General features: G+C 71.9%; 19 protein-coding genes and 1 riboswitch. Of the genes, 10 read left to right on the forward strand and 9 right to left on the reverse strand.

Going from position 1 to position 19,887, the window contains the following annotated elements; genetic code table 11:
- The first annotated feature begins 82 nt into the window (after window positions 1–82).
- Window positions 83–1,210, forward strand: a complete 1,128-nt coding sequence (locus tag ACFC0D_RS16980; protein WP_376435928.1) for a serine hydrolase domain-containing protein — start codon at window positions 83–85, stop codon at window positions 1,208–1,210.
- On the opposite strand, the gene ACFC0D_RS16985 is transcribed toward ACFC0D_RS16980, so the two are convergent.
- Window positions 1,155–1,700 carry a MarR family winged helix-turn-helix transcriptional regulator gene (locus ACFC0D_RS16985; RefSeq protein ID WP_376435931.1) on the reverse strand — a complete coding sequence of 182 codons (546 nt, stop codon included), beginning with the start codon at window positions 1,698–1,700 and terminating at the stop codon, window positions 1,155–1,157. The genes ACFC0D_RS16980 and ACFC0D_RS16985 overlap by 56 nt on opposite strands.
- Window positions 1,701–1,786: 86 nt before the next feature.
- Here ACFC0D_RS16985 and ACFC0D_RS16990 point away from each other — a divergent pair, with 86 nt between their 5' ends.
- Window positions 1,787–3,019, forward strand: a complete 1,233-nt coding sequence (locus ACFC0D_RS16990) for an MFS transporter (protein ID WP_376435934.1) — start codon at window positions 1,787–1,789, stop codon at window positions 3,017–3,019.
- Between the two features lie 79 nt (window positions 3,020–3,098).
- Window positions 3,099–5,615 carry a DUF4132 domain-containing protein gene (locus ACFC0D_RS16995; protein WP_376435937.1) on the forward strand — a complete coding sequence of 839 codons (2,517 nt, stop codon included), beginning with the start codon at window positions 3,099–3,101 and terminating at the stop codon, window positions 5,613–5,615.
- Here the strand turns inward: ACFC0D_RS16995 and ACFC0D_RS17000 are convergent.
- On the reverse strand, window positions 5,587–6,372 hold the full coding sequence (locus tag ACFC0D_RS17000) for an alpha/beta fold hydrolase (RefSeq protein WP_376436060.1): 786 nt from the start codon (window positions 6,370–6,372) through the stop codon (window positions 5,587–5,589). The genes ACFC0D_RS16995 and ACFC0D_RS17000 overlap by 29 nt on opposite strands.
- A 137-nt stretch (window positions 6,373–6,509) precedes the next feature.
- Between ACFC0D_RS17000 and ACFC0D_RS17005 the strand changes: the two genes are divergently transcribed.
- The 3 genes from ACFC0D_RS17005 to ACFC0D_RS17015 are packed head-to-tail and all read left to right on the forward strand — an operon-like array spanning window position 6,510 to window position 8,216.
- Window positions 6,510–6,965, forward strand: coding sequence for a hypothetical protein (locus ACFC0D_RS17005; RefSeq protein WP_376435940.1), 456 nt, complete (start codon window positions 6,510–6,512; stop codon window positions 6,963–6,965).
- A gap of 7 nt (window positions 6,966–6,972) precedes the next feature.
- A complete protein-coding gene (locus tag ACFC0D_RS17010; protein WP_376435942.1) occupies window positions 6,973–7,398 on the forward strand; it encodes a thiol-disulfide oxidoreductase DCC family protein in 426 nt (141 codons plus the stop codon).
- A gap of 11 nt (window positions 7,399–7,409) precedes the next feature.
- Entirely contained in the window at window positions 7,410–8,216 is an 807-nt protein-coding gene (locus ACFC0D_RS17015; protein WP_376435944.1) for a TetR/AcrR family transcriptional regulator, read from the forward strand.
- A 65-nt stretch (window positions 8,217–8,281) separates the two neighbouring features.
- On the opposite strand, the gene ACFC0D_RS17020 is transcribed toward ACFC0D_RS17015, so the two are convergent.
- The 3 genes from ACFC0D_RS17020 to ACFC0D_RS17030 all read right to left on the reverse strand — a co-directional run bounded on the left by ACFC0D_RS17020 (window position 8,282) and on the right by ACFC0D_RS17030 (window position 11,758).
- Window positions 8,282–9,838 (reverse strand): ABC transporter substrate-binding protein, encoded by a 1,557-nt coding sequence (locus tag ACFC0D_RS17020; RefSeq protein WP_376435946.1) that lies wholly within the window; start codon window positions 9,836–9,838, stop codon window positions 8,282–8,284.
- A gap of 207 nt (window positions 9,839–10,045) precedes the next feature.
- Window positions 10,046–11,506: a metallophosphoesterase gene (locus tag ACFC0D_RS17025; protein WP_376435949.1), complete on the reverse strand. Its 1,461-nt coding sequence runs from the start codon at window positions 11,504–11,506 to the stop codon at window positions 10,046–10,048.
- Window positions 11,507–11,518: 12 nt separating this feature from the next.
- A complete protein-coding gene (locus ACFC0D_RS17030; protein WP_376435952.1) occupies window positions 11,519–11,758 on the reverse strand; it encodes an SCO4848 family membrane protein in 240 nt (79 codons plus the stop codon).
- A 118-nt stretch (window positions 11,759–11,876) separates the two neighbouring features.
- On the opposite strand from ACFC0D_RS17030, the gene ACFC0D_RS17035 reads away from it, so the two are divergent.
- Entirely contained in the window at window positions 11,877–13,148 is a 1,272-nt protein-coding gene (locus ACFC0D_RS17035) for a D-alanyl-D-alanine carboxypeptidase family protein (protein WP_376435955.1), read from the forward strand.
- On the opposite strand, the gene ACFC0D_RS17040 is transcribed toward ACFC0D_RS17035, so the two are convergent.
- A complete protein-coding gene (locus ACFC0D_RS17040) occupies window positions 13,066–13,992 on the reverse strand; it encodes a YihY/virulence factor BrkB family protein (RefSeq protein WP_376436062.1) in 927 nt (308 codons plus the stop codon). The genes ACFC0D_RS17035 and ACFC0D_RS17040 overlap by 83 nt on opposite strands.
- Before the next feature lie 357 nt (window positions 13,993–14,349).
- On the opposite strand from ACFC0D_RS17040, the gene ACFC0D_RS17045 reads away from it, so the two are divergent.
- Window positions 14,350–15,105: a decaprenylphospho-beta-D-erythro-pentofuranosid-2-ulose 2-reductase gene (locus tag ACFC0D_RS17045; protein ID WP_376435957.1), complete on the forward strand. Its 756-nt coding sequence runs from the start codon at window positions 14,350–14,352 to the stop codon at window positions 15,103–15,105.
- A gap of 10 nt (window positions 15,106–15,115) precedes the next feature.
- On the opposite strand, the gene ACFC0D_RS17050 is transcribed toward ACFC0D_RS17045, so the two are convergent.
- Both ACFC0D_RS17050 and trpS read right to left on the reverse strand, forming a co-directional pair.
- Window positions 15,116–15,706, reverse strand: a complete 591-nt coding sequence (locus ACFC0D_RS17050; protein ID WP_376435959.1) for a 2'-5' RNA ligase family protein — start codon at window positions 15,704–15,706, stop codon at window positions 15,116–15,118.
- A gap of 94 nt (window positions 15,707–15,800) precedes the next feature.
- Window positions 15,801–16,814 carry a tryptophan--tRNA ligase gene (gene trpS, locus ACFC0D_RS17055; protein ID WP_376435961.1) on the reverse strand — a complete coding sequence of 338 codons (1,014 nt, stop codon included), beginning with the start codon at window positions 16,812–16,814 and terminating at the stop codon, window positions 15,801–15,803.
- A gap of 74 nt (window positions 16,815–16,888) precedes the next feature.
- On the opposite strand from trpS, the gene ACFC0D_RS17060 reads away from it, so the two are divergent.
- Both ACFC0D_RS17060 and ACFC0D_RS17065 read left to right on the forward strand, forming a co-directional pair.
- Window positions 16,889–17,500, forward strand: a complete 612-nt coding sequence (locus tag ACFC0D_RS17060; protein ID WP_376435964.1) for an RNA polymerase sigma factor — start codon at window positions 16,889–16,891, stop codon at window positions 17,498–17,500.
- Entirely contained in the window at window positions 17,475–18,263 is a 789-nt protein-coding gene (locus ACFC0D_RS17065; RefSeq protein WP_376435967.1) for a hypothetical protein, read from the forward strand. Before ACFC0D_RS17060 ends, ACFC0D_RS17065 begins: the two co-directional genes overlap by 26 nt.
- Before the next feature lie 145 nt (window positions 18,264–18,408).
- On the opposite strand, the gene glyA is transcribed toward ACFC0D_RS17065, so the two are convergent.
- A complete protein-coding gene (gene glyA / locus ACFC0D_RS17070; RefSeq protein WP_376435969.1) occupies window positions 18,409–19,677 on the reverse strand; it encodes a serine hydroxymethyltransferase in 1,269 nt (422 codons plus the stop codon).
- A gap of 80 nt (window positions 19,678–19,757) precedes the next feature.
- A riboswitch (ZMP/ZTP riboswitch) is annotated at window positions 19,758–19,848 on the reverse strand.
- Between the last annotated feature and the right edge of the window lie 39 nt (window positions 19,849–19,887).

The raw sequence follows: 19,887 nt of genomic DNA on the forward strand, positions 1-19,887 counted from the left end.
GGGATCCCTTCCGGGTCGAGTCGGGGGCCGACCAGGGTCGTCCCCGATGGGCCGGACGATCATCCGGCGGGATTCTTGATCCATGACGAACTCACGGATCAGCACGTCGGGTTGGGCGATGACGGCGGCGGCCGGGGCCGCCCTCGTCGGCGTCCTCGCAGCGACCGTACCGGCCACGGCGGCGACCCCGGGCTCCCGCACGGGGGCATCGGCGGCGCCCCTGGCCACGATCTCGGTCGCGACACCGCCCGACGCGCACGGCGCGTTGAGCGGAACCGTCGACCGGGCCGCACTGCGGGCCGCGCTCGCCGGGCTGCCCGACGAATACGTGCGCGGGGCGATGGTCAAGGTCTCCGGGCGCGACGGGCGATGGACCGGGACCGCGGGCGAGTGGACGGCGCCCGCGGACGCGCCGTTCGCCATCGGCAGCGTCACCAAGCTCTTCACCTCGGCCATGGCGCTCCAGCTCGTCGGCGAGGGCCGGCTGTCACTGGACGACACCGTCCAGGAGCTTCTGCCCGGCCTGCTCCCCGCCTCGTACTCGCCCATCACCGTCGGGCAGTTGCTCAGCCACAGCAGCGGTCTGCAGAAGCCGGAGTGCTTCAAGCCCGGGACGCCGGTGGAGATCGTGACCTCCGCGGTGTCCTGCGGCACCCCGACGACTCCGGGCGCGACCGTCCAGTACAACGGCATCAACTACTTCATCGTGGGTCTGGTCGTCGAGAAGGTGACGGGCCGGACGTACCGCGAAGAGCTCCGCGACCGGGTGCTGCGCCCCCTCGGCCTGCGGCACACCTCGCTTCCCGCCGACGACTGGGCCTGGGCCGAGGGCGGCATGGTCTCCACGGCCCCCGAGCTCACACGCTTCATGAACGCCCTGATGCGCGGCGGTCTGCTGGAACCCGCCGAGCGGAAGCTGCTGTTCACGACTCCGCCCATACCCGGTGCGAGCTTCAGTCACGGCGGCCTGACGCGCACCCGGCTGCCCGACGGCGGGCCGCTGGTCTGGGGCAAGACCGGGACCAACCGGGGTTACACGAGCGGGGTGTTCGCGACGCCGGACCTGGACCGGGTGGTGGTGTACTCGACGCTGCCGACCGGCAAGGACGTGGACCAGGAGGTGGCCCGGGTCATCCGGATCGCGCAGGCCGGCTTCAAGGGGTACGAGGAGCGTCGGAAGAGCCGTCCGGCGACTCTGCCGCAACCATGACGCGGCGGAGCAGGTCGTTGAGGACGGTGCGTTCGTCCTCGTCGAGGACGCCGAGGAGGCGGTACTCCTCGTGACCGAGGACGTCCATCGCACCGAGCCAGGTCTCACGGCCCGAGGCGGTGAGTTCGACGACGACGCGGCGGCGGTCGGTCGTGGACTGGGTGCGGCGGACGAAGCCGCGCTTCTCCAGGGCGTCGAGGCGACCGGTGACCGAGGCGGGGGCGAGGTCGAGGTCCTGGGCCAGTTCGGAGGGTGCGGCGCTGCCGCCGCGGCCTGCGAGCTTGTGGAGGGTGTCGAACTCGAACCGCTCCAGGTCGAAGTCCACGAGGGACTGTTCGCGCACCCGCCGCAGATGGACGGAGAGCTTCTTCATCCGGGTGACCGCGCCCTCCACGACCGGGTCGAGGCCGGGCAGCACCGGCTGCCACTGGGCCACATGCTCGTCGGTCCAGTCCCGCTGCGTCGGCCCCGAGGGCTCGGTCGACTCCATGGATCGATCGTACGTCGCCCTCCAGATCCCTTCGACACCAAATATTTCGTTGACGAACTATTCGCTGCCGAAATACTGTCGTGGTCATGCCCGCCGTCCCTTCCGACACGGCACCCGTGTCCATGCCCGCACCCGTCCCCCACCCGCTGCGCACCCGCTCCTTCCGACTGCTCTTCGCCGGCCGCACCCTGTCCCTCCTCGGTGACGCCGCCATCCCGGCCGCCCTCGCCATCGCCGTCTGGGACGCCACCGGCTCGTCCTCCGCGCTCGCGCTCGTCCTGGCCTGCGCGATGGTCCCCAAGCTGCTCCTGCTGCCGGTGGGTGGAGTCGTCGGCGATCGCTTCAACGCCCGTACGGTAGCCCTGACCACCGATCTCGTCCGCTGCGCGACCCAACTCCTCGTCGGCGCCCAGCTGCTGAGCGGTGAGCCTTCCCTCTGGGTCATCGCCGCCGCCGAGGTCCTCGGCGGCGCGGCCGGCGCGTTCTCGATGCCGACCGGGTCGCCCCTCGTCAAGGGGACCGTGGCCCCGGAGGCGCTCCAGCGCGCCAACGCGGCCATGGGCATCGCCCGGAGTGCCACCCGCATCGGCGGGCCGGCCCTCGCCGGCACGTTGATCCTGACGGCGGGCGCCGGGTGGGCGTTCGTCCTGGACGCGGCCACGTTCGCGATCAGCGCCGCGCTGCTCCTCGCCGTACGGGTGGAGCGGGTGCCGATCCCCCGCCGCTCGCTGCGCGCCGACCTCAAGGAGGGCTGGCAGGAGGTCAGGTCCCGCGACTGGTACTGGACCAGCCTCGTCGGCCACGGCGCCTGGAACGGCGCCGCCGCCGTCCTGATGACCCTCGGCCCGTCGATCGCCCTCACCCAGCTCGGCGGCAAGGGGGTGTGGTTGGCGTTCCTTCAGACCGGCGCGGTGGGCCTCCTGCTCGGCTCGCTGCTCGCCCACCGCGTGCGCCCCCGGCGCCCCGTCCTCATGGCCAACCTCGGCCTCGCCACGTACGCCCTGCCGCTGCTCCTGCTCGCCCTGCCCGCGCCCGCGCCGTTGACCATCGCCGCGTACGGGCTCGCCCAGGCCGGCCTCGGCTTCCTCTCCCCCGTCTGGGAGACCGCCGTCCAACAGGCGATCCCCGCCCATGCCCTGGCCCGTGTCACGTCCTACGACTGGCTGCTCTCCCTGGCCGCCATGCCGCTCGGCTACGCCCTGGCCCCCCTCGCCGCCTCCGCCTGGGGCCCGGAGGTCCCGCTGATCGCCGCCGCGGTGGTGGTGGGCGGCTGCTGCCTGGGGACGGCGCTGGTTCCGGGGGTACGGAAGTTCGGCTGAGGGGGCGGGGTCCGCGGCGCGCCGTCCAGGGCCGTCCCCGCCGTTCCGGATGTCAGTGGCGCCCCGTACCGTCACGGGCATGGTGGGGACGACGAGTCTGGAAGTCAGGCTGTACGAGGCGGGGGTGCGGCAGCGGACCCAGGGGGGCACCGCTGTCCAGGAGCTGCTCCAGGGGCTGTCGCCCGACGAGCTGCGCAGGGCCGCCCTGTGGATCCACCGGAACCAGTGCCGGGCGGGCGCGGACCGGGTCACCGACTGGAGCGTGTCCTGGCTGGCCGGGCGGCCGCTCGGATGGTCGGTGTCCCAGGCGGAGGAGCTGCTCGAACGGCTCGTGGGCGTGATGGCCATGGTCGATCCGATGCAGCTGCTCCAGGAGTACGGTCCGCTGATGCGGCTCCCGTTGGCCGCCGCCCTCGAGGTGGGCGGGTGCGACCGGGCCCTGATGCGGGCGGCCCGCAAGGCCTCCCTGTCGGCCTGGGGCGATCAGGAGGAGGGTTCGGAGAACGCCGCGATACGGGAGGCTCTGGACCGGCTGATCGGCCCCGGGACGCCCGACGCCACCGGACTGCCGTCGGCGCTGCTGAACGACGAGGACGCCTACGGGCCGCGCATGCGGGCCGAGCACCCGGAGCTGCTCGCGGCGTCCGGCGTGCGGGCGTTCCTGGAGCACTGCGCGGCGCTCGGCACGTCCCGGCCGACCCGGAAGTGGCAGAAGGCCGCCGGGGAGCTGCTCGCCGCGGTGGAGCCCGGCGACGAGCTGGTGCGGGCGCTGCTCGACGGGGTCGCGGAGCAGGCCGAGCACGCGGTGGTAGCGCCTCATCCCATGGGCGTCCACCGCGAGCCGGGCCTCGTCGGCGAGCGCAACGAGGCGATCGTGCGCGGGGCCCTGTGGGCGGCATCCGGCCTGACCGGCTCCTGGGTGGTGCCCACCGTAGGAGCCGTGGCGCTGAACGCCGGTACGGGCACGGGCGGCTCGGGCGGGATCTGCCGCAGCGCCAAGCTCGCCTCGGCAGGAGTCGCCGTCCTCGGAACCTGCGAGGGCGAACGGGCCGCCGACGCCGTCCAGTGGCTCGGGCGGCTCAGGGGCAGAATTCGCAACAGGGCGGTCGCCAAAGCCATCACGAAGGCCCTGGAGACCGTCGCCGGGCGGGCCGGGCTCACTCCGGGGATGCTGCGGGAGCGCGGGGTGCCGACCCATGGGCTCGACGGGCGGGGGATGCGGGAGGAGGCGCTCGGGGAGTACACCGCCGTGCTCTCCGTGCAGGAGCCCGGCGTGGCCTCGCTGTCGTTCCGGGGCCCCCAGGGCAGGGTGCTGAAGTCGGCGCCGAAGGCGGCCCGGGAAGCGTACGGCGAGCGACTCGCGCCGCTCCGCGTCGCGTTGAAGGAGCTCAGGACCCTGCTGGCATTGGAGCGGGCCCGGCTGGAGGACCACCTGGCGGCGGGGACGACCTGGCCGGCGGAGGACTGGGAGCGGTACTACATCGACCACCCGGTGACCGGTTCCGCCGCCCGTGTGCTGCTGTGGGAGGTCGCCCCGGACGCCGACGAGCGCTGGACGGCCGGTGTGCCGGAGCGGACCGGCGGCGGCTGGGCGCTGGCCGGCGCGGACGGCACGGCGATCCCCGTCTCCCCCGGATCCCGGCTGCGCCTGTGGCATCCGATCCGCACCGAGGCCGAGGACGTGGCCGAATGGCGGGCCGAGCTGACGGAGCGGGAGCTGCGCCAGCCGTTCAAGCAGGTCTTCCGCGAGGTGTACCCGCTCACCCCGGCCGAGGTGGCGACCGGCTCCTACTCCAACCGTTTCGCCGGACACATCCTGCGCTACGGCCAGGCGCGCGCCCTGATGGCCGAGCGCGGCTGGACCGGAGGCCACCTGGGCTACTTCGGGGAGGGCGGCTCCTCCGAGATGGTGCGGGACCTGCCGCGCCCCGGTGATCTACCGGTGGACGAGGGGGTGTTCTGGCGGGCCCGGTTCTTCCTCGAGCTGGTCGACGCGGGCGCCTCCGCAAGCGGGGTCGCCGCACTCTGCTCCACCGACCAGGTCCGCTTCGAGCGCCGCTCGGCCCCTGCCGGGACGCGAGGCCTCTGGGAGCGGGTGGCACCGGCCGACGTACCGGCGCTCGTGCTGTCGGAAGCGCTGCGGGACGTCGATCTGTTCGTGGGAGTGGCGTCCATCGGCGCGGACCCGGACTGGCGGGACCGCGGTGAGGAGCGGGCGTACGACGGGTACTGGCAGAGCTGGTCGTTCGGCGAGCTGACCGCCGCGGCCCGGATCCGCCGCGAGACGCTTGCCCGGCTGCTGCCGCGCACCGGGATCGCCGACCGGACGGAGCTGACGGAGCGGTTCCTTCGGGTCCGGGGCGAGCTGCGCGCGTACCGGATCCACCTGGGCTCGGGGAACGTCCTGATGGAGCCGGAGGACGCCCCGCTGCACATCGAGGCGGACCGATCTCCGCAGGCCCCGGAGAGGGTGTTCCTGCCGTTCGAGGAGGACGGCGGGATGCTGTCGGTGATCCTCTCGAAGGCGTTCCTGCTCGCCGCCGACGGGGGGATCACCGACCGCACGATCACTTCACGGATACGCCGGGGGCTCTGACCTCCGCCAGGAAGCCGGCGAGCAGCGCGCTCGTCTCCTCGGGGCGCTCCAGGGCGGGAAGGTGGGCTGCCCACTCCAGTTCGACGTGACGGGCGCCGGGCAGCAGCGTCGCGAGTCGGGCCGACATCTCCCGGAAGTCGGGCACGTCGTGGGCACCGGAGACGACCAGGCACGGCATGTCGATCCCGGCCAGCTCCGCCGATGCCACACCGGCGTCGACCGGGCGGAACTCCTCGGAGGCGGCGAGCTGTACGTCGAAGGCGCGCCGCTGCATCACCCGTACCCGCTCGCGCGCCTCGTCGTCGGCCTCCGGGCCGAGCCAGGTGTCGACGTTGAGCGCGACCGCCCCGTCCAGGTCGCCCGCTTCGAGCAGCTCGTCCTCGCGTCGGCCCCAGGCGCGCAGTTCGTCGCTCGGGTTGAAGTCGGGTATGCCGGAGCAGAGCAGCGCGAGCGCGGAGACGCGGTCGGCGTGGCGGACCGCGGTCTCCAGGGCGACCTCGCCGCCGAAGGAGGAACCGACGAGGACGGCGCGTTCGACGCCGAGGGCGTCGAGGAGTTCCACGACGTCGTCGCAGTGGGTGTGCGGGCGGTCGACCGGGGTCTCGCCGAAGCCGCGGAGGTCGCAGCGCACCACGCGGTGCCCGGCGGCGGCCAGCGCCGCGAACTGGGCGTCCCACATCCTCCGATCGCAGACGCCGGAGTGGAGCAGGACAACTGTGGAAGGGCCTTCACCGGCCACGTCATGAGAGAGCATCAGGCGTCACCTTAGGCGTCCGGTACCCCCATCGCCTACGGGTTTCCCCACCCCCTCCCCGACCCTCCCTTGAACATGTTCAAAAGAGGGTCTACAGTCATGACTGCCAGCTTTTGAACGCGTTCAAGGGAGCGTGGGGCATGGACCTCACTGTCGTCGCCTACATCGTCTATCTGCTGATCAGCGTGGCTCTGACCATCTGGGTCGCCCGCACCCTCAGCCGCAACGGAAGGATCTTCCTCGCCGACGTCCTGCACGGGAACGAGAAGCTCGCCGAAGCCGTGAACCACCTCCTGGTGGTGGGGTTCTACCTCGTCAACTTCGGCTTCGTCGCGCTCTATCTGAGCCAGGACGAGGCCGTGGCCGACGCCCGGTCCCTCTTCGAGGCCCTCTCGGTCAAGCTCGGCGTGGTCCTCCTCGTCCTCGGCGTGATGCACCTCGGCAACGTCTACGTCCTCAACAAGATCCGTCGCCGGGGCGTGATGGAGCGCGAGCAGGTCCCGCCGGTGCCCCCGCAGGGCTGGACCGAGCAGTCCGGCCGCGGCGGCCCCTGGGCACCGCCCGCCACCGGTGCGGGCGCCGGCGCCGGCGCGTGAGCCGGCCATGACGACGCCGACCGGACGACCGACCACACCCGTACACCGCCTGACCGTGCTGTACGACGCCGACTGCTCGCTCTGTGTCCACCTGCGGCACTGGCTCCTCCGGCAGCGGCAGCTGGTCCCGCTCGACCTCGTCCCGGCCGCCTCCCACGAGGCCAAGCGCCGCTTCCCGGACCTCGACCACGACTCCACCCTGAAGGAGATCACCGTGATCGGGGACCGGGGACAGATCTACCGCGCCACGTCCGCCTGGATCGTCTGCCTCTGGGCCCTGGCCGACCACCGGCCCAAGGCCCACTGGCTGGCCACCCCGGCCGGACAGCCCTTGGCCCGGGCGACCGTCCTCGCCGCCGCCAAGTGGCGCGAGGCGATCAAGGGGGCCTCCTGCGAGGACGGGCGCTGCGAAGTACCCGGCACGCCCGGTTAGGCTCGGGCACTGTGAAGGACGTGAAGGAAGAGAAGCCCGCCGAGCCCGCCGAGCAGGCTGCCGAGCCCGCCCCGCAGCCCGCCAAGGCCGCGAAGAGCGAACAGACCCGCACGCTCATCCTCGAGACCGCGCTCCGGCTCTTCAAGGAGCGCGGCTACGACAAGACGACGATGCGGGCCATCGCCCAGGAGGCCGGGGTCTCCGTCGGCAACGCGTACTACTACTTCGCCTCCAAGGAACACCTCGTCCAGGGCTTCTACGACCGCATCGCCGAGGAGCACCAGACGGCCGTCGAGGGAATCCTCGACAGCGACGAGAAGGACCTCACGGCCCGCATCCGCGGGGTCCTCCTCGGCTGGCTCGACATCGCCGAGCCGTACCACGAGTTCGCCGCCCAGTTCTTCAAGAACGCGGCCGACCCGGACAGCCCGCTCAGCCCCTTCTCCCCCGAGTCGGAGGGCCCGCGCGAGGCGGCCATCGAGGTGCACCGGAGGGTCATCTCCGGCGCCTCCGTGAAGGTCGACCCCGAACTGGCCGAACCACTACCGCAGTTGCTCTGGCTCCAGCAGATGGGGCTGGTGCTGTTCTGGGTGTACGACCGCTCCGAGGGCTGCGCCAACAGCCGCCGTCTGGTCGAGCGGCTCGCACCGGTCACCGCCCGGGCGATCTCGCTCTCCCGCTTCCGGTTGCTGCGTCCCCTGGTGCGCGAGACGCACGACCTCCTCGCCGACTTCATGCCGACGGCGGCGGGCATGGCGGCCTCGGGCATGCCCAAGCGGGCGGCCCCGAAGGCGAAGACGCCCAAGGCGAAGGACTGACGCACCGCCCGCACCGAGGCCCCGAGTCGCAGGTCGACTCGGGGCCTCGGTGTGAAAGCGGGAGATCAGATCCAGCTGAGTTCCCACAGCCGCCAGATACCGGTGCCGTCGGTCAGGTACTGCGAACCGGCGACGTCGTCCGTGGCCAGGACGTAGTCCTTCTTCTGCCACAGCGGCACCAGGGGCACGTCCGCGGCCACCTCCGCCTGGATGGACTCGAAGTCGCTGGAGGCCGCGCCCCGGTCGCTGTACTGCTGCGTGGCGGAGATCAGCGAGTCGATCTTCCTGCTCGCGAAGCCGTTGTGCATCGCGTTGTCCGACCCGACGAGCGGAGCGGTGAAGCTGTCGGAGTCCGGGAAGTCGGGGAGCCAGCCGACGGGGTACGCGTCGTAGTCACCCTTCACGTACGCCTTCTGGAAGTCCTTCCACTCCGCCTCGACGAGCTTCACCTTGAACAGGCCGGTGGCCTCCAACTGCCGCTTCAGCTCGGCCGCTTCGGCGCCGTAGGTGGCGTCCTTGCGGTACCCGATGGTGAAGGAGACCGGGGTCTCGATGTCGGCCTTCTCCAGCAGGCTCGCGGCCTTCTGCTTCGACGGCTCGGGATACCTGTCGTAGAACGCGGTGCTGTGGCCGTTGAAGCCCTGCGGGATGAGCGAGTACAGCGGCTCGACCGTGCCGTGGTAGGCGCCGGTGACGATCGCCGGACGGTCGATGACGGCGGCGACGGCCTGCCGGACCGCCTTCTTCGCCATCGGCGACGGAGACTTCACGTTGAAGTAGAGATTGCGGATCTCGGCGGTCTGCGCCTCCGTGATCCGGGCCGAGCCCTTCTCGCTCCCCAGCTTGGAGAGGAACTCCGGGGGCATCTGCCGGTGCGTGACGTCGACCTGCTTGGTGTTCCACGCGGAGGCGAGCTGCTCGGACTCGGTGAAGTACCGGACGACGACCGGGCCGCCGGTCCTGGTGAGCGCGCCCCGGTAGTTCGGGTTCGGCTCCAGACGCGCGCTCTCGCCGGGCTTGTACTCCTTGAGGACGTACGGCCCCGAGCCCTCGACCGTGGTGCCCTCGCGCAGCTTCTTGGCCGGGTACTGGGTGCGGTCGACGATCGAGCCGGCGCCCGTAGCCAGCTTCAGCGGGAAGGTGGCGTCACGGCCGCTCAGATTGAAGGTGACGATCTGGCCGTCCGCCACGACGTTCTTCAGCGTCGGGAAGAGCGGGGCGGGACCGACGTCCGCGTTGATGCCCAGCATCCGGTCGAAGGAGAACTTGACGTCCTCGGCCGTGACCTTGCGGCCGCCGGCGAAGGTGAGGTCGTCACGGAGCTCGCACCGGTACGTGGTGAGCCTGGCCCCGAGGAACTTGCAGTTGTCGGCGGCGTCCGGGACGGGCGTGGTGAAGCCCGGCTTGAACGTCAGCAGCGACTGGAAGACATTGCTGTACATCGCCCAGGAACCGGCGTCGTACGCGCCCGCCGGGTCGAGCGAGGTCACCTCGTCGGTGGTGCCGACGGTGATGGGGTCCTTCCGGACGTCGTCGGAGGGAAGAAGCTGCCAGCCCCCCACCCCGGCGGCCACCAGAACTCCACAAGTGATGAGGATCCGCAGACGGACCGTCGACCGCATCGCCGTGCTTCCTTTTTTCGTGCCCACCCCTGGCGCGGCGGCGCCCAGCCATGCCGCGATGGCGCAACCCAATCACACGTATTTCACATGTGGAAGAGTAAACCTTCACACTGCACGCATATGTCCGGGATAGAGGGACTTACGCCCCTGCAACCCGTCCTGTGACGCCCCGGCCACGCCGTTGCCGCGCCGCTGTCAGGCCTGCTGTCACGCCTGCTTGGAAGCCAGCTCCACGAGGGTGATGTCGGAGGGCGCGCCCACCCGTACGGGGGGTCCCCAGGCGCCGGCGCCGCGGGAGACGTAGAGCTGGGTGTCGCCGTACCGCTCCAGACCGGCAACCGTCGGATTGGCGAGGTCGGCGAGGTAGTTGCCGGGCCAGAGCTGGCCGCCGTGGGTGTGGCCGGAGAGCTGGAGGTCGACGCCGTGACGGACGGCGTCGTGGATGACGATCGGCTGGTGCGCGAGCAGGACGGAAGCCTTCGCGCGATCGCGGTCGCCGAGCGCGGCGGCGAAGTCCGGGCCCTGGCCCTCGCTCTCGCCCGCGACGTCGTCGACCCCGGCGAGGTCGAAGCCGGCGGCGATCTCCACGCGTTCGTTGCGCAGGGGGCGCAGGCCGAGCTCGCGGACGTGGTCGACCCAGGCGTCGGCGCCGGAGAAGTACTCGTGGTTGCCGGTCACGAAGAACGAGCCGTGCCGGGCCCGGAGCCGGGCGAGGGGCTCGGCGGCGGATCCGAGGTTCTCGACGGTCCCGTCGACGAGGTCGCCGACGATGGCGATCAGGTCGGGCTGGGTGGCGTTGATGGTGTCGACGATGCGCTGACTGTGGGCGCGGCCCAGGATCGGCCCGAGGTGGATGTCGGAGACGACGGCGATCCGGTATCCATGGGCGGCGCGCGGCACCTTGGCGAGCGGCACGGTGACCCGCTTGACGCGGGGCCCGCGCAGCACCCCGTACGTCCCGTATCCGACGGTCCCCACCGCGGCTGCGGCAGCGGCCCCGCCGACGACCCGCGACACGAACAGCCGCCGCGACACGGCGGTGGCGCCCGAGGGACCGGTCGCACCGGCGGTACCGGCCGCATCGGTGCCGCCGGGGGTCCCGGCCCCGCCCTCGGCCGCGGTGGACACGTCCGTGGCGGCGGAGGCCTCGGCCTGCGGTCCGGTCGGCGACGGCTCGGCGTCGACCTCGGTCAGCAGCCCGCCGGCCGGCGCGGAGGCGCCCCCGCCCGCCGTGGCGACCGGGCCGCCCGCCGGCTTTCCGGCGCGCGATCCGGTGGGCCCGGAGCCCGTGGGTTCCGGCGCGGACGCCGTCCCGTCCCGGCCCTCGCCGGCTGCGGCCGCCCCGGCCCCGCGGCGCTCGAGCCACCGCCGCAGGAGCGGGCGTACCGCCTCGCCGACCACGAGGGCGAGGGTCACGTAGAGCAGCAGGGCCAGCCAGAGGAAGCCCGGCCAGGACACCACCTGCTGGAGCCAGAAGGGGGCTCCGGCCCGGCCGGAGGTGAGGGCGGCGAGCGACAGCACGGGCAGGACGAACGCGGCCGCCGTACCCACGCGCCGTGCCGTGCCCCCCGCGACCGTCACATCACGGACCAGTCGCTTCCACACGTACCAGTGGACCCCGCCCAGCAGGGCGAGGACCACGACCAGCACCACCATGAAGACGAGCACGCGCCCCAACCCCTATCCGCGCCGCAATGCGCGCACGCCACGCAACCCGATCACGCCGACCACCGTCCCCAGGACAAAGGACGTGATGGCGAGCAGCAGATGAACCCAGAAGTAGGCCGTCGGGTCGCCCGCGTCGTCGAAGGCGAGACCGCTCCCGTCGTTCCACAGGTTCTTGACGAAAGTGATCCAGATGAACCAACTCCACACCCCGAACGCGAGCAGGAACCAGGAGACGGGACGGCTGAGCTTCATAGCCCCAGTATCACCGCCCGTCCCACGGTCTCCACGGCCGGGGCGCCCGGGTGGAGAGCCCGGGAGCGAACCGCCCCGCGGGTGCGGTCCCCTGACGCGTACCTGTACGTTTTCGATCGTGTCTGCCTCGAAGAAGACCGCTTGGGCGGTCACTGCTGCCGCACTGCTTCCCCTTGTCTCCGTTTCGCCGGCCCACGCGGACAACAAGGAGGACCAACAGCCCAAGCCCCCCGCTGCCATGGCCTCCGTCGGCGGCAAGCTGCTCGGCCTGCCCGGGACCCAGGTGAAGCTCGGCACGGGCGCCCCGGTGCTTCCCAAGGAGCTGACCGGGCGGTCCTGGATCGTCGCGGACGCGGAGACCGGCGACGTGCTCGCCGCGCACAACTCCCACTGGCCGCTCGCTCCGGCCTCCACGCTCAAGATGCTCTTCGCGGACACCGTCCTGCCGAGGTTCCCGAAGACCACGAGCCACACCGTCGACCCCAAGGAGCTCGCCGGCATCGGCTCGGGCTCCAGCCTCGTCGGCGTCAAGGAGAAGCAGACCTACACCGTGCACGACCTCTGGCTCGGTGTCTTCCTTCGCTCCGGCAACGATGCCGTGCGGGTGCTCTCCGAGATGAACGGCGGCATCCCGAAGACCGTGAAGGACATGAACGACCACGCCGCCGAGCTCCAGGCCGTCGACACCCAGGTCGTGTCGCCGGACGGCTACGACGCCCCGGGCCAGGTCTCCTCCGCGTACGACCTCACCCTCATCGCCCGCAGCGGGATGCAGAAGGCCGACTTCCGGGAGTACGCGGCCACGGCCCGCGCCAAGTTCCCCGGCGAGCAGAAGCCGGGCAAGAAGCGCGAGACCTTCGAGATCCAGAACACCAACCGGCTGCTGACCGGCGCGCTCGGCGTCGCGCCGTACCAGGGCATGGCGGGCGTGAAGAACGGCAACACGACGCACGCCGGCTCCACCTTCACCGGCGTTGCGGAGCGCAACGGCAAAGTGCTGCTCGTGACGGTGATGAACCCGTCCTCGAAGGAGCAGCACGCGGTCTACATGGAGACCGCCCGGCTCCTCGACTGGGGCTTCGCGGCGTCCGGGAAGGTGACGCCGGTCGGCCAGCTGGTGCCGCCGAGGTCCGCCCGTACGAACCAGGGAGCCGGGAACGACGGTTCCACCCCCGCCCCCGGCAAGAACGCCCCGGGCACGGGTGCCGCCGAGAGCTCGGCGGCCGGAGGGAGGGCCGGCGGCGTCGGGGTCGCCCTCGGCGTGGTCGGCGGCGTCCTCGTCGTGCTCGCGGGCGCGGTCTTCCTCGTCAACCGTCGCTGGCCGCTGCCGGAGCTGGTCGGCCGTCGTCCGAAGCCCCGCGAGGGCGTCGACGACGAGCCGACTCACTAGCCCCGGTCGCCGTCCAGGCCGCGCAGAACAGCAGCAGCTTCGCGGTGAAGTTGATCCAGAGCAGCAGCGCGACCGGGACGCCGAACGCGCCGTACATCGACTTCCCCGCGACTTCCCGCATGTAGCCGCCGATCAGCAGCTTGAGCAGCTCGAAGCCGATCGCTCCGATCACCGCCGCCACCACCAGACGGCGGCGCGGCGGGCGGACGCCGGGAAGCAGCGTCAGCAGGTACAGCAGGACGAGGAAGCCCGCGACGGCGGCGACGGCGACGGAGGCCACCTGGAGCAGGATGCCGGTGGCTCCTTCGCCGGAGATCCCGACCCGGTCGGCGCTCCAGCCGACGGCGGTGGAACCGAGCCAGGACGCGGCGAGCGAGCAGAGCCCGACTCCTCCGAGTCCGAACAGCACGAGCGCGTCCTTGCCCTTGCGGACGACGGGGTTGCCCTCGTCCTCGTCGTCGAGCCCCCACACCGCACGCAGACACTCCCGCATCGAGCCGACCCAGCCGATGCCGGTGAAGAGCAGCAGCGCGCCGGCGACGAGGCCGATCGTGCCCGCGTTGTCCACGAGCCCGCCGATGTTGAGCTGGTCGGAGATGCCGGGGACCTGGTCGGAGACCTTGTCCTCGATCTTGTCCAGCTGCTCCTTGCTGAGCAGCGCGGCGCCGATCGCGGCGGCGACGGCGATCAGGGGGAAGAGCGCGAGGAAGCTGATGAAGGTGATGGCGGCGGCGAGCCGGGTCCAGTGGGCGGCGTCGAGGGTCTCGTACGAACGCCAGGCATGGGTCCGCATGAGCCGGGCGACCCAGGGGCCGATGACGGGGAGCTTGGTCAGCCAGTCCATGTCGTTCGCATACCCCTTGATCCACCAGTTGACCGGAATGTGACCATCCGGGCCCCAGAATCGCAGACGCACCGCAAGAACCCTGCCCACACCGGACCCTGACACCGTGTCGGCGACGGCGGGGCATCTCTTCCGATGCTCATACGATCACCCATTTCGCCGAACTGCGGTCAAACGGGGCATCGGGCACATGCAGGGCGATACGGTCACCTCCATGGCCGCCGAGAGCGACACCCGGTCGAGCCCCCACCGGCCGGGGCCGCACCGCGCCCGCCGTGGTCGCCCCACGGTCCGTGGTCGCCTCGGACCTCTCCCGTCGTCTCGCCCTCCGATTGCTCTCCGAGGAGTTTGATCGTCATGAAGGACGCCTTCGGCACCCCGCAGTCCCTGCTTCTCCTCGGCGGCACCTCCGAGATCGGGCTCGCCACCGCCCGTCGGCTGATCGCCCGCCGCACCCGTACGGTCTGGCTCGCCGGGCGCCCCTCCCCCGCCCTGACGGCCGCCGCCGACTCGCTGCGGGTGCTGGGGGTCGAGGTGTACACCGTCCCGTTCGACGCCCTCGACCCCGAGTCGCACGCGGAGCGACTCGGCAAGATCTTCACCGAGGGGGACATCGACCTGGTGCTGCTCGCCTTCGGGATCCTCGGCGACCAGGCCCACGACGAGGCCGATCCACTCGCCGCCGTCCGGGTCGCGCAGACCAACTACACGGGGGCGGTCTCCGCCGGGCTCGTCTGCGCGGCGGCGCTGCAGGCGCAGGGGCACGGGTCACTGGTGGTGCTCTCCTCCGTCGCCGGGGAGCGCGCCCGCCGCGCCGACTTCATCTACGGCTCGTCCAAGGCCGGTCTCGACGCGTTCGCGCAGGGGCTCGGGGACGCCCTGCAGGGAACGGGGGTGCATGTGATGGTCGTGCGGCCAGGGTTCGTACGGTCCCGGAAGACGGCCGGTCTCGAGGCCACCCCACTGGCGACGACGCCGGAGGCGGTCGCGACGGCGATCGAGCTGGGGCTGCGGCGCCGCTCGGAGACGGTGTGGGTGCCGGGCGCGCTGCGGATGGTGATGGCCGCGCTCCGGCACGTGCCGAGGCCCGTCTTCCGGCGGCTGCCGGTGTGAGGCCCCGGGGTCAGCCGGCGGCCGGGGTCGGGGTGTCGACCGGGGTGCCCTGGGCGGGGACCGCGGGGACGGTGCCGCAGCCGCCGAACTCGTACGTGTGCAGCTTCCGCCACACCCCGTCCGGCCCCTGCTCGTAGAGCGCGAAGGACGAGCAGGCCCAGGCCGCCTCGAAGTCGGTCAGCTCCTCGTACGCCCGGTCCATCGCCTCCTCGGAGATGCCGTGCGCGACGGTGACGTGCGGGTGGTACGGGAACTGCAGCTCGCGCACGAGCGGCCCGGACTCGTCCCGGACCCGCTCCTGGAGCCAGGAGCAGGCGGAGACGCCCTCGGCGAGCATGACGTACACGACCGGTGACAGCGGGCGGAACGTTCCGGTGCCGCTCAGCCGGACCGGGAAGGGGCGGACGCCGGACGCGACCTCGGCGAGGTGCGCCCGGATCGCGGGCAGCCGCTCCTCGTCGACCTCCGTCGGTGGGACGAGGGTGACGTGGGTGGGGATGCCGTGCGCGGCGGGATCCCCGAAGCCCGCGCGCAGCTCCTGGAGCAGGCTGCCGTAGGGCTCCGGGACCGCGATCGAAACGCCGAGCGTTACGGTCCCCACGTCGTTCTCCTCCGTCGTCGGTCTTCTCAGGTCGATGGGTGGTGCAGCCGCCAGTGTGCGGCCTGCACCACCCTTGAGGCCAGGGTCCTTGGACTCAGTGCTTGGCGGGCAGGAAGCCCACCTTCTCGTACGTCTGCGCCAGCGTCTCCGCGGCGACGGCACGCGCCTTCTCCGCGCCCTTGGCCAGGAGCTGGTCCAGCGTCTCCGGGTCGTCCAGGTATTCCTGCGTACGGGTGCGGAACGGCGTGACGAAGTCCACCATGACCTCGGCCAGGTCGGTCTTCAGCGCGCCGTACATCTTGCCCTCGTAGCTCTTCTCCAGATCGGCGATGCCGGTCCCGGTGAGCGTGGACATGATGGTCAGCAGGTTGGAGACGCCGGCCTTGTTCTCGGGGTCGAAGCGGATGACCGTGTCGGTGTCGGTGACCGCGCTCTTGACCTTCTTCGCCGTGATCTTCGGCTCGTCGAGCAGGTTGATCAGACCCTTGGGCGTGGACGCCGACTTGCTCATCTTGATCGCCGGGTCCTGCAGGTCGTAGATCTTGGCCGTCTCCTTGAGGATGTACGGCGCCGGGATCGTGAACGTCTCGCCGAAGCGGCCGTTGAACCGCTCCGCGAGGTCGCGGGTCAGCTCGATGTGCTGGCGCTGGTCCTCGCCGACCGGGACCTGGTTGGCCTGGTACAGGAGGATGTCGGCGACCTGCAGGATCGGGTACGTGAAGAGACCGACGGTGGCCCGGTCCGCGCCCTGCTTGGCGGACTTGTCCTTGAACTGGGTCATGCGGGAGGCCTCGCCGAAACCGGTGAGGCAGTTCATGATCCAGCCGAGCTGCGCGTGCTCGGGGACGTGGCTCTGGACGAACAGCGTGCAGCGCTCGGGGTCGAGCCCGGCGGCAAGCAGCTGTGCGGCGGCGAGCCGGGTGTTGGAGCGCAGCTCCGCGGGGTCCTGCGGGACCGTGATCGCGTGCAGGTCGACGACCATGTAGAAGGCGTCGTGAGTCTCCTGCAGGGCAACCCACTGGCGGACCGCGCCGAGGTAGTTGCCGAGGTGGAACGAGCCTGCGGTGGGCTGGATTCCGGAGAGCACACGGGGAACGTCAGAGGCCATGCTCACCATTCTCTCAGGTGCCGGCGGCGATCCCGGACTGGGAACCGATCGCGTTCTGCCGGTGTATCAAAGGTGTGAGGACGCTGGAGGGGGGCCGGGTCGTCGTAGACACAGCCGAGGCCGCGGTGATCGCACGGGTACGCGCCGGGGAGGCGGAGGCGTACGCGGCGCTGGTCCGCGCGCACACGGCGGTCGCGCTGCGTGCGGCGGTGGCGTGCGGGGCGGGGGCGGAGGCCGAGGACGTGGTGCAGCAGGCCTTCTTCAAGGCGTATCGGTCGCTGGGGCGGTTCAAGGACGGGGCCGCGTTCCGGCCGTGGCTGCTGCGGATCGTGGTCAATGAGACGAGGAACACAGTGCGCTCGGCGGGTCGGCAGCGGGCCGTCGCGGGGCGGGAGGCGGAGCTGCTCGCGGGCGAGCCGCTGATACCGGACGGGGCGGACCCGGCGGTGGCGGTGGAGGAGGGCGAGCGGCGGCGGCAGCTGCTCGCGGCGCTGGACGGGCTGGGTGAGGACCACCGGCAGGTGGTGATCCACCGGTATCTGCTGGAGCTGGACGAGGCGGAGACGGCCGAGGCGCTGGGCTGGCCGCGGGGGACGGTGAAGTCCCGGCTGAGCCGGGCGCTGAAGAAGCTCGGTCTGGCATTGGAGGGAGGTGACGAGCATGACGGACGAGGGGCTCCCGGATGAGCTGCGTGACCTCGGACGGCATCTGAGGGTGCCGGACGTGGACGGGGAGACCATGGCCGAGCGGGTGCTCGCTCAGCTCCTGGCGGAGCAGGTGCCGGCGCCCGCGGCCCCACGGCGGCGGTTCGGCCGGCCGGGGTTCGGGTGGCTGCGCGGGCGGTGGAAGACGCTGCTCGCGGCCCTCTCCGGGGTCCTGGTGGTGCTGGTGCTCACGCCGCCCGTCCGGGCGACGGTGGCGGACTGGTTCGGCTTCGGCGGGGTGGAGGTGCGGTACGACCCCGGGACGCATCCCGGCCCGGGCTCGGTGGTGCCGGAGTGCACCGATCCGGTGTCGCTGGAGGAGGCCGGGCGCAGGGCCGGCTTCACGCCGCTGATACCGAGCGCGCTGGGCCCGCCCGACGCGGTCTCGGTGACCGGCTCGGCTGAGCCGGGGCGGGCGGTGATCACCCTGTGCTGGCGGGAGGACGGCGGCCGGACGGTCCGGCTCGACGAGTTCCCGGCGCGGCTCCCCATGGCCTTCGGCAAGCAGGTCCAGACGCATCCGGAGTGGGTCGATCTGCCGGACGGTGCGGAGGGCTACTGGTTCGCCGAGCCCCATCTGCTGCGGTTCCCGATGACGGACGCGAGCGGGAAGGAGTGGACCCAGTCGATACGCACGGCGGGCCCCACGCTCCTCTGGACGAGAAACGCGGGAGCCCTGACCCTGCGACTCGAGGGCGAACCCTCCCTGGAGAGGGCCCGCCGCATCGCCGAGTCGGCGGGCTGAGCGGCCGGACCGCCACGGACCGGCTCGCGTCGGCCCCCCACGGGCCAGACCGCCTGGCTCAGGCCGGATCGCCCCGACCGGACCCCCGGACCGCCACGGACCGGCTCGCGTCGGTCCGGCCCGTCCGGGGCCAGGCCGTGCGGGATCAGACCGGGAGGCCCGGTGCGGGGAAGGATGCCATCAGGGCCGCGACCTCGGCGCGGATCGTGAGGAGCGCGTCCTCGTCACCCGAGCCCGCCGCCGCGACGCCCCGGTCGATCCAGTCGGCGACCTGGGCCATGTGCTCCGTACCGAGACCGCGGGAGGTGAGGGAGGGGGTGCCGATGCGGACGCCGGAGGGGTCGAAGGGCTTCCGGGGGTCGTAGGGGACGGTGTTGTAGTTGACGACGATCCCGGCCCGGTCGAGGGCCTTCGCGGCGACCTTGCCCGGGACCTCCTTGGGGGTGAGGTCCATCAGGATCAGGTGGTTGTCGGTGCCGCCGGAGACGAGGTCGAAGCCCCGGGCGAGCAGGGCCTCGGCGAGGGCCTTGGCGTTGGCGACGACGGCGTGGGCGTAGTCGCGGAAGGAGGGCTGGGCCGCCTCGCGCAGGGCGACGGCGATGGCGGCGGTGGTCTGGTTGTGCGGGCCGCCCTGGAGGCCGGGGAAGACGGCCTTGTCGAGGGCCTTCGCGTGCTCCTCGCGGGACATCAGCATCGCGCCGCGGGGGCCGCGCAGGGTCTTGTGGGTGGTGGTGGAGATGACGTCGACGTGCGGGACCGGGGAGGGGTGGGCGCCGCCCGCGATCAGGCCGGCGATGTGGGCGACGTCGGCGACGAGCACGGCGCCGGACTCGCGGGCGATCTCGCCGAAGGCGGCGAAGTCGATCGTGCGGGGCAGCGCGGTGCCCCCGCAGAAGATCACCTTGGGCCGCTCCTTGAGGGCGAGCTCGCGGACCTGGTCGAAGTCGATGAGCCCGGTGTCCTGGCGTACGCCGTACTGCACGCCCCGGAACCACTTGCCGGTCGCGGAGACGCCCCAGCCGTGGGTGAGGTGGCCGCCCATCGGCAGGGCCATGCCCATCACGGTGTCGCCGGGCTCGGCGAAGGCGAGGTAGACGGCGAGGTTGGCCGGGGAGCCGGAGTAGGGCTGCACATTGGCGTGGTCGACACCGAAGAGGGCCTTGGCGCGCTCGATGGCGAGGGTCTCGACCTGGTCGATGTTCTGCTGGCCCTCGTAGTACCGGCGGCCGGGGTAGCCCTCGCTGTACTTGTTCTGCAGGACGGTGCCGGAGGCTTCGAGGACGGCCTGGGAGACGTAGTTCTCGCTGGGGATCAGTCGCAGGGTCTCGGCCTGCAGCTGCTCCTCGGCGCCGACGAGCGCGGCGAGTTCGGGGTCGGTGGCGGCAAGGGCGGGGTGCGGGGTGGTGTCGTTCATGGCGTTCCTCCGGGCGTTCGGCGGATCCCGGGGTACGGCTCAGATCGACTGGGCGGCACCACACGGGAGGTTCGGTTTCCCGAAGATGCCCAGGCGGGCGGCATCTCGTGTGGTCTGCCGCGCACGGCTCCCCCGGGGTCGCTTCCCCGTACGCCAGTCGCCGTGCGTGTTTCCAGCCTAGCGGGCGCGCCGTCACCCAGGTTTCTTCGT

The sequence above is a fragment of the Streptomyces sp. NPDC056222 genome (assembly GCF_042264065.1).
GTDB lineage: Bacteria > Actinomycetota > Actinomycetes > Streptomycetales > Streptomycetaceae > Streptomyces.

Coding starts and splice junctions, on each gene's coding strand:
- ACFC0D_RS16980 (WP_376435928.1), top strand. CDS start 83: ATGACGAACTCACGGATCAGCACGTCGGGTTGGGCGATGACGGCGGCG.
- ACFC0D_RS16985 (WP_376435931.1), bottom strand. CDS start 1,700: ATGGAGTCGACCGAGCCCTCGGGGCCGACGCAGCGGGACTGGACCGAC.
- ACFC0D_RS16990 (WP_376435934.1), top strand. CDS start 1,787: ATGCCCGCCGTCCCTTCCGACACGGCACCCGTGTCCATGCCCGCACCC.
- ACFC0D_RS16995 (WP_376435937.1), top strand. CDS start 3,099: ATGGTGGGGACGACGAGTCTGGAAGTCAGGCTGTACGAGGCGGGGGTG.
- ACFC0D_RS17005 (WP_376435940.1), top strand. CDS start 6,510: ATGGACCTCACTGTCGTCGCCTACATCGTCTATCTGCTGATCAGCGTG.
- ACFC0D_RS17010 (WP_376435942.1), top strand. CDS start 6,973: ATGACGACGCCGACCGGACGACCGACCACACCCGTACACCGCCTGACC.
- ACFC0D_RS17020 (WP_376435946.1), bottom strand. CDS start 9,838: ATGCGGTCGACGGTCCGTCTGCGGATCCTCATCACTTGTGGAGTTCTG.
- ACFC0D_RS17030 (WP_376435952.1), bottom strand. CDS start 11,758: ATGAAGCTCAGCCGTCCCGTCTCCTGGTTCCTGCTCGCGTTCGGGGTG.
- ACFC0D_RS17040 (WP_376436062.1), bottom strand. CDS start 13,992: ATGGACTGGCTGACCAAGCTCCCCGTCATCGGCCCCTGGGTCGCCCGG.
- ACFC0D_RS17045 (WP_376435957.1), top strand. CDS start 14,350: ATGAAGGACGCCTTCGGCACCCCGCAGTCCCTGCTTCTCCTCGGCGGC.
- trpS (WP_376435961.1), bottom strand. CDS start 16,814: ATGGCCTCTGACGTTCCCCGTGTGCTCTCCGGAATCCAGCCCACCGCA.
- ACFC0D_RS17065 (WP_376435967.1), top strand. CDS start 17,475: ATGACGGACGAGGGGCTCCCGGATGAGCTGCGTGACCTCGGACGGCAT.
- glyA (WP_376435969.1), bottom strand. CDS start 19,677: ATGAACGACACCACCCCGCACCCCGCCCTTGCCGCCACCGACCCCGAA.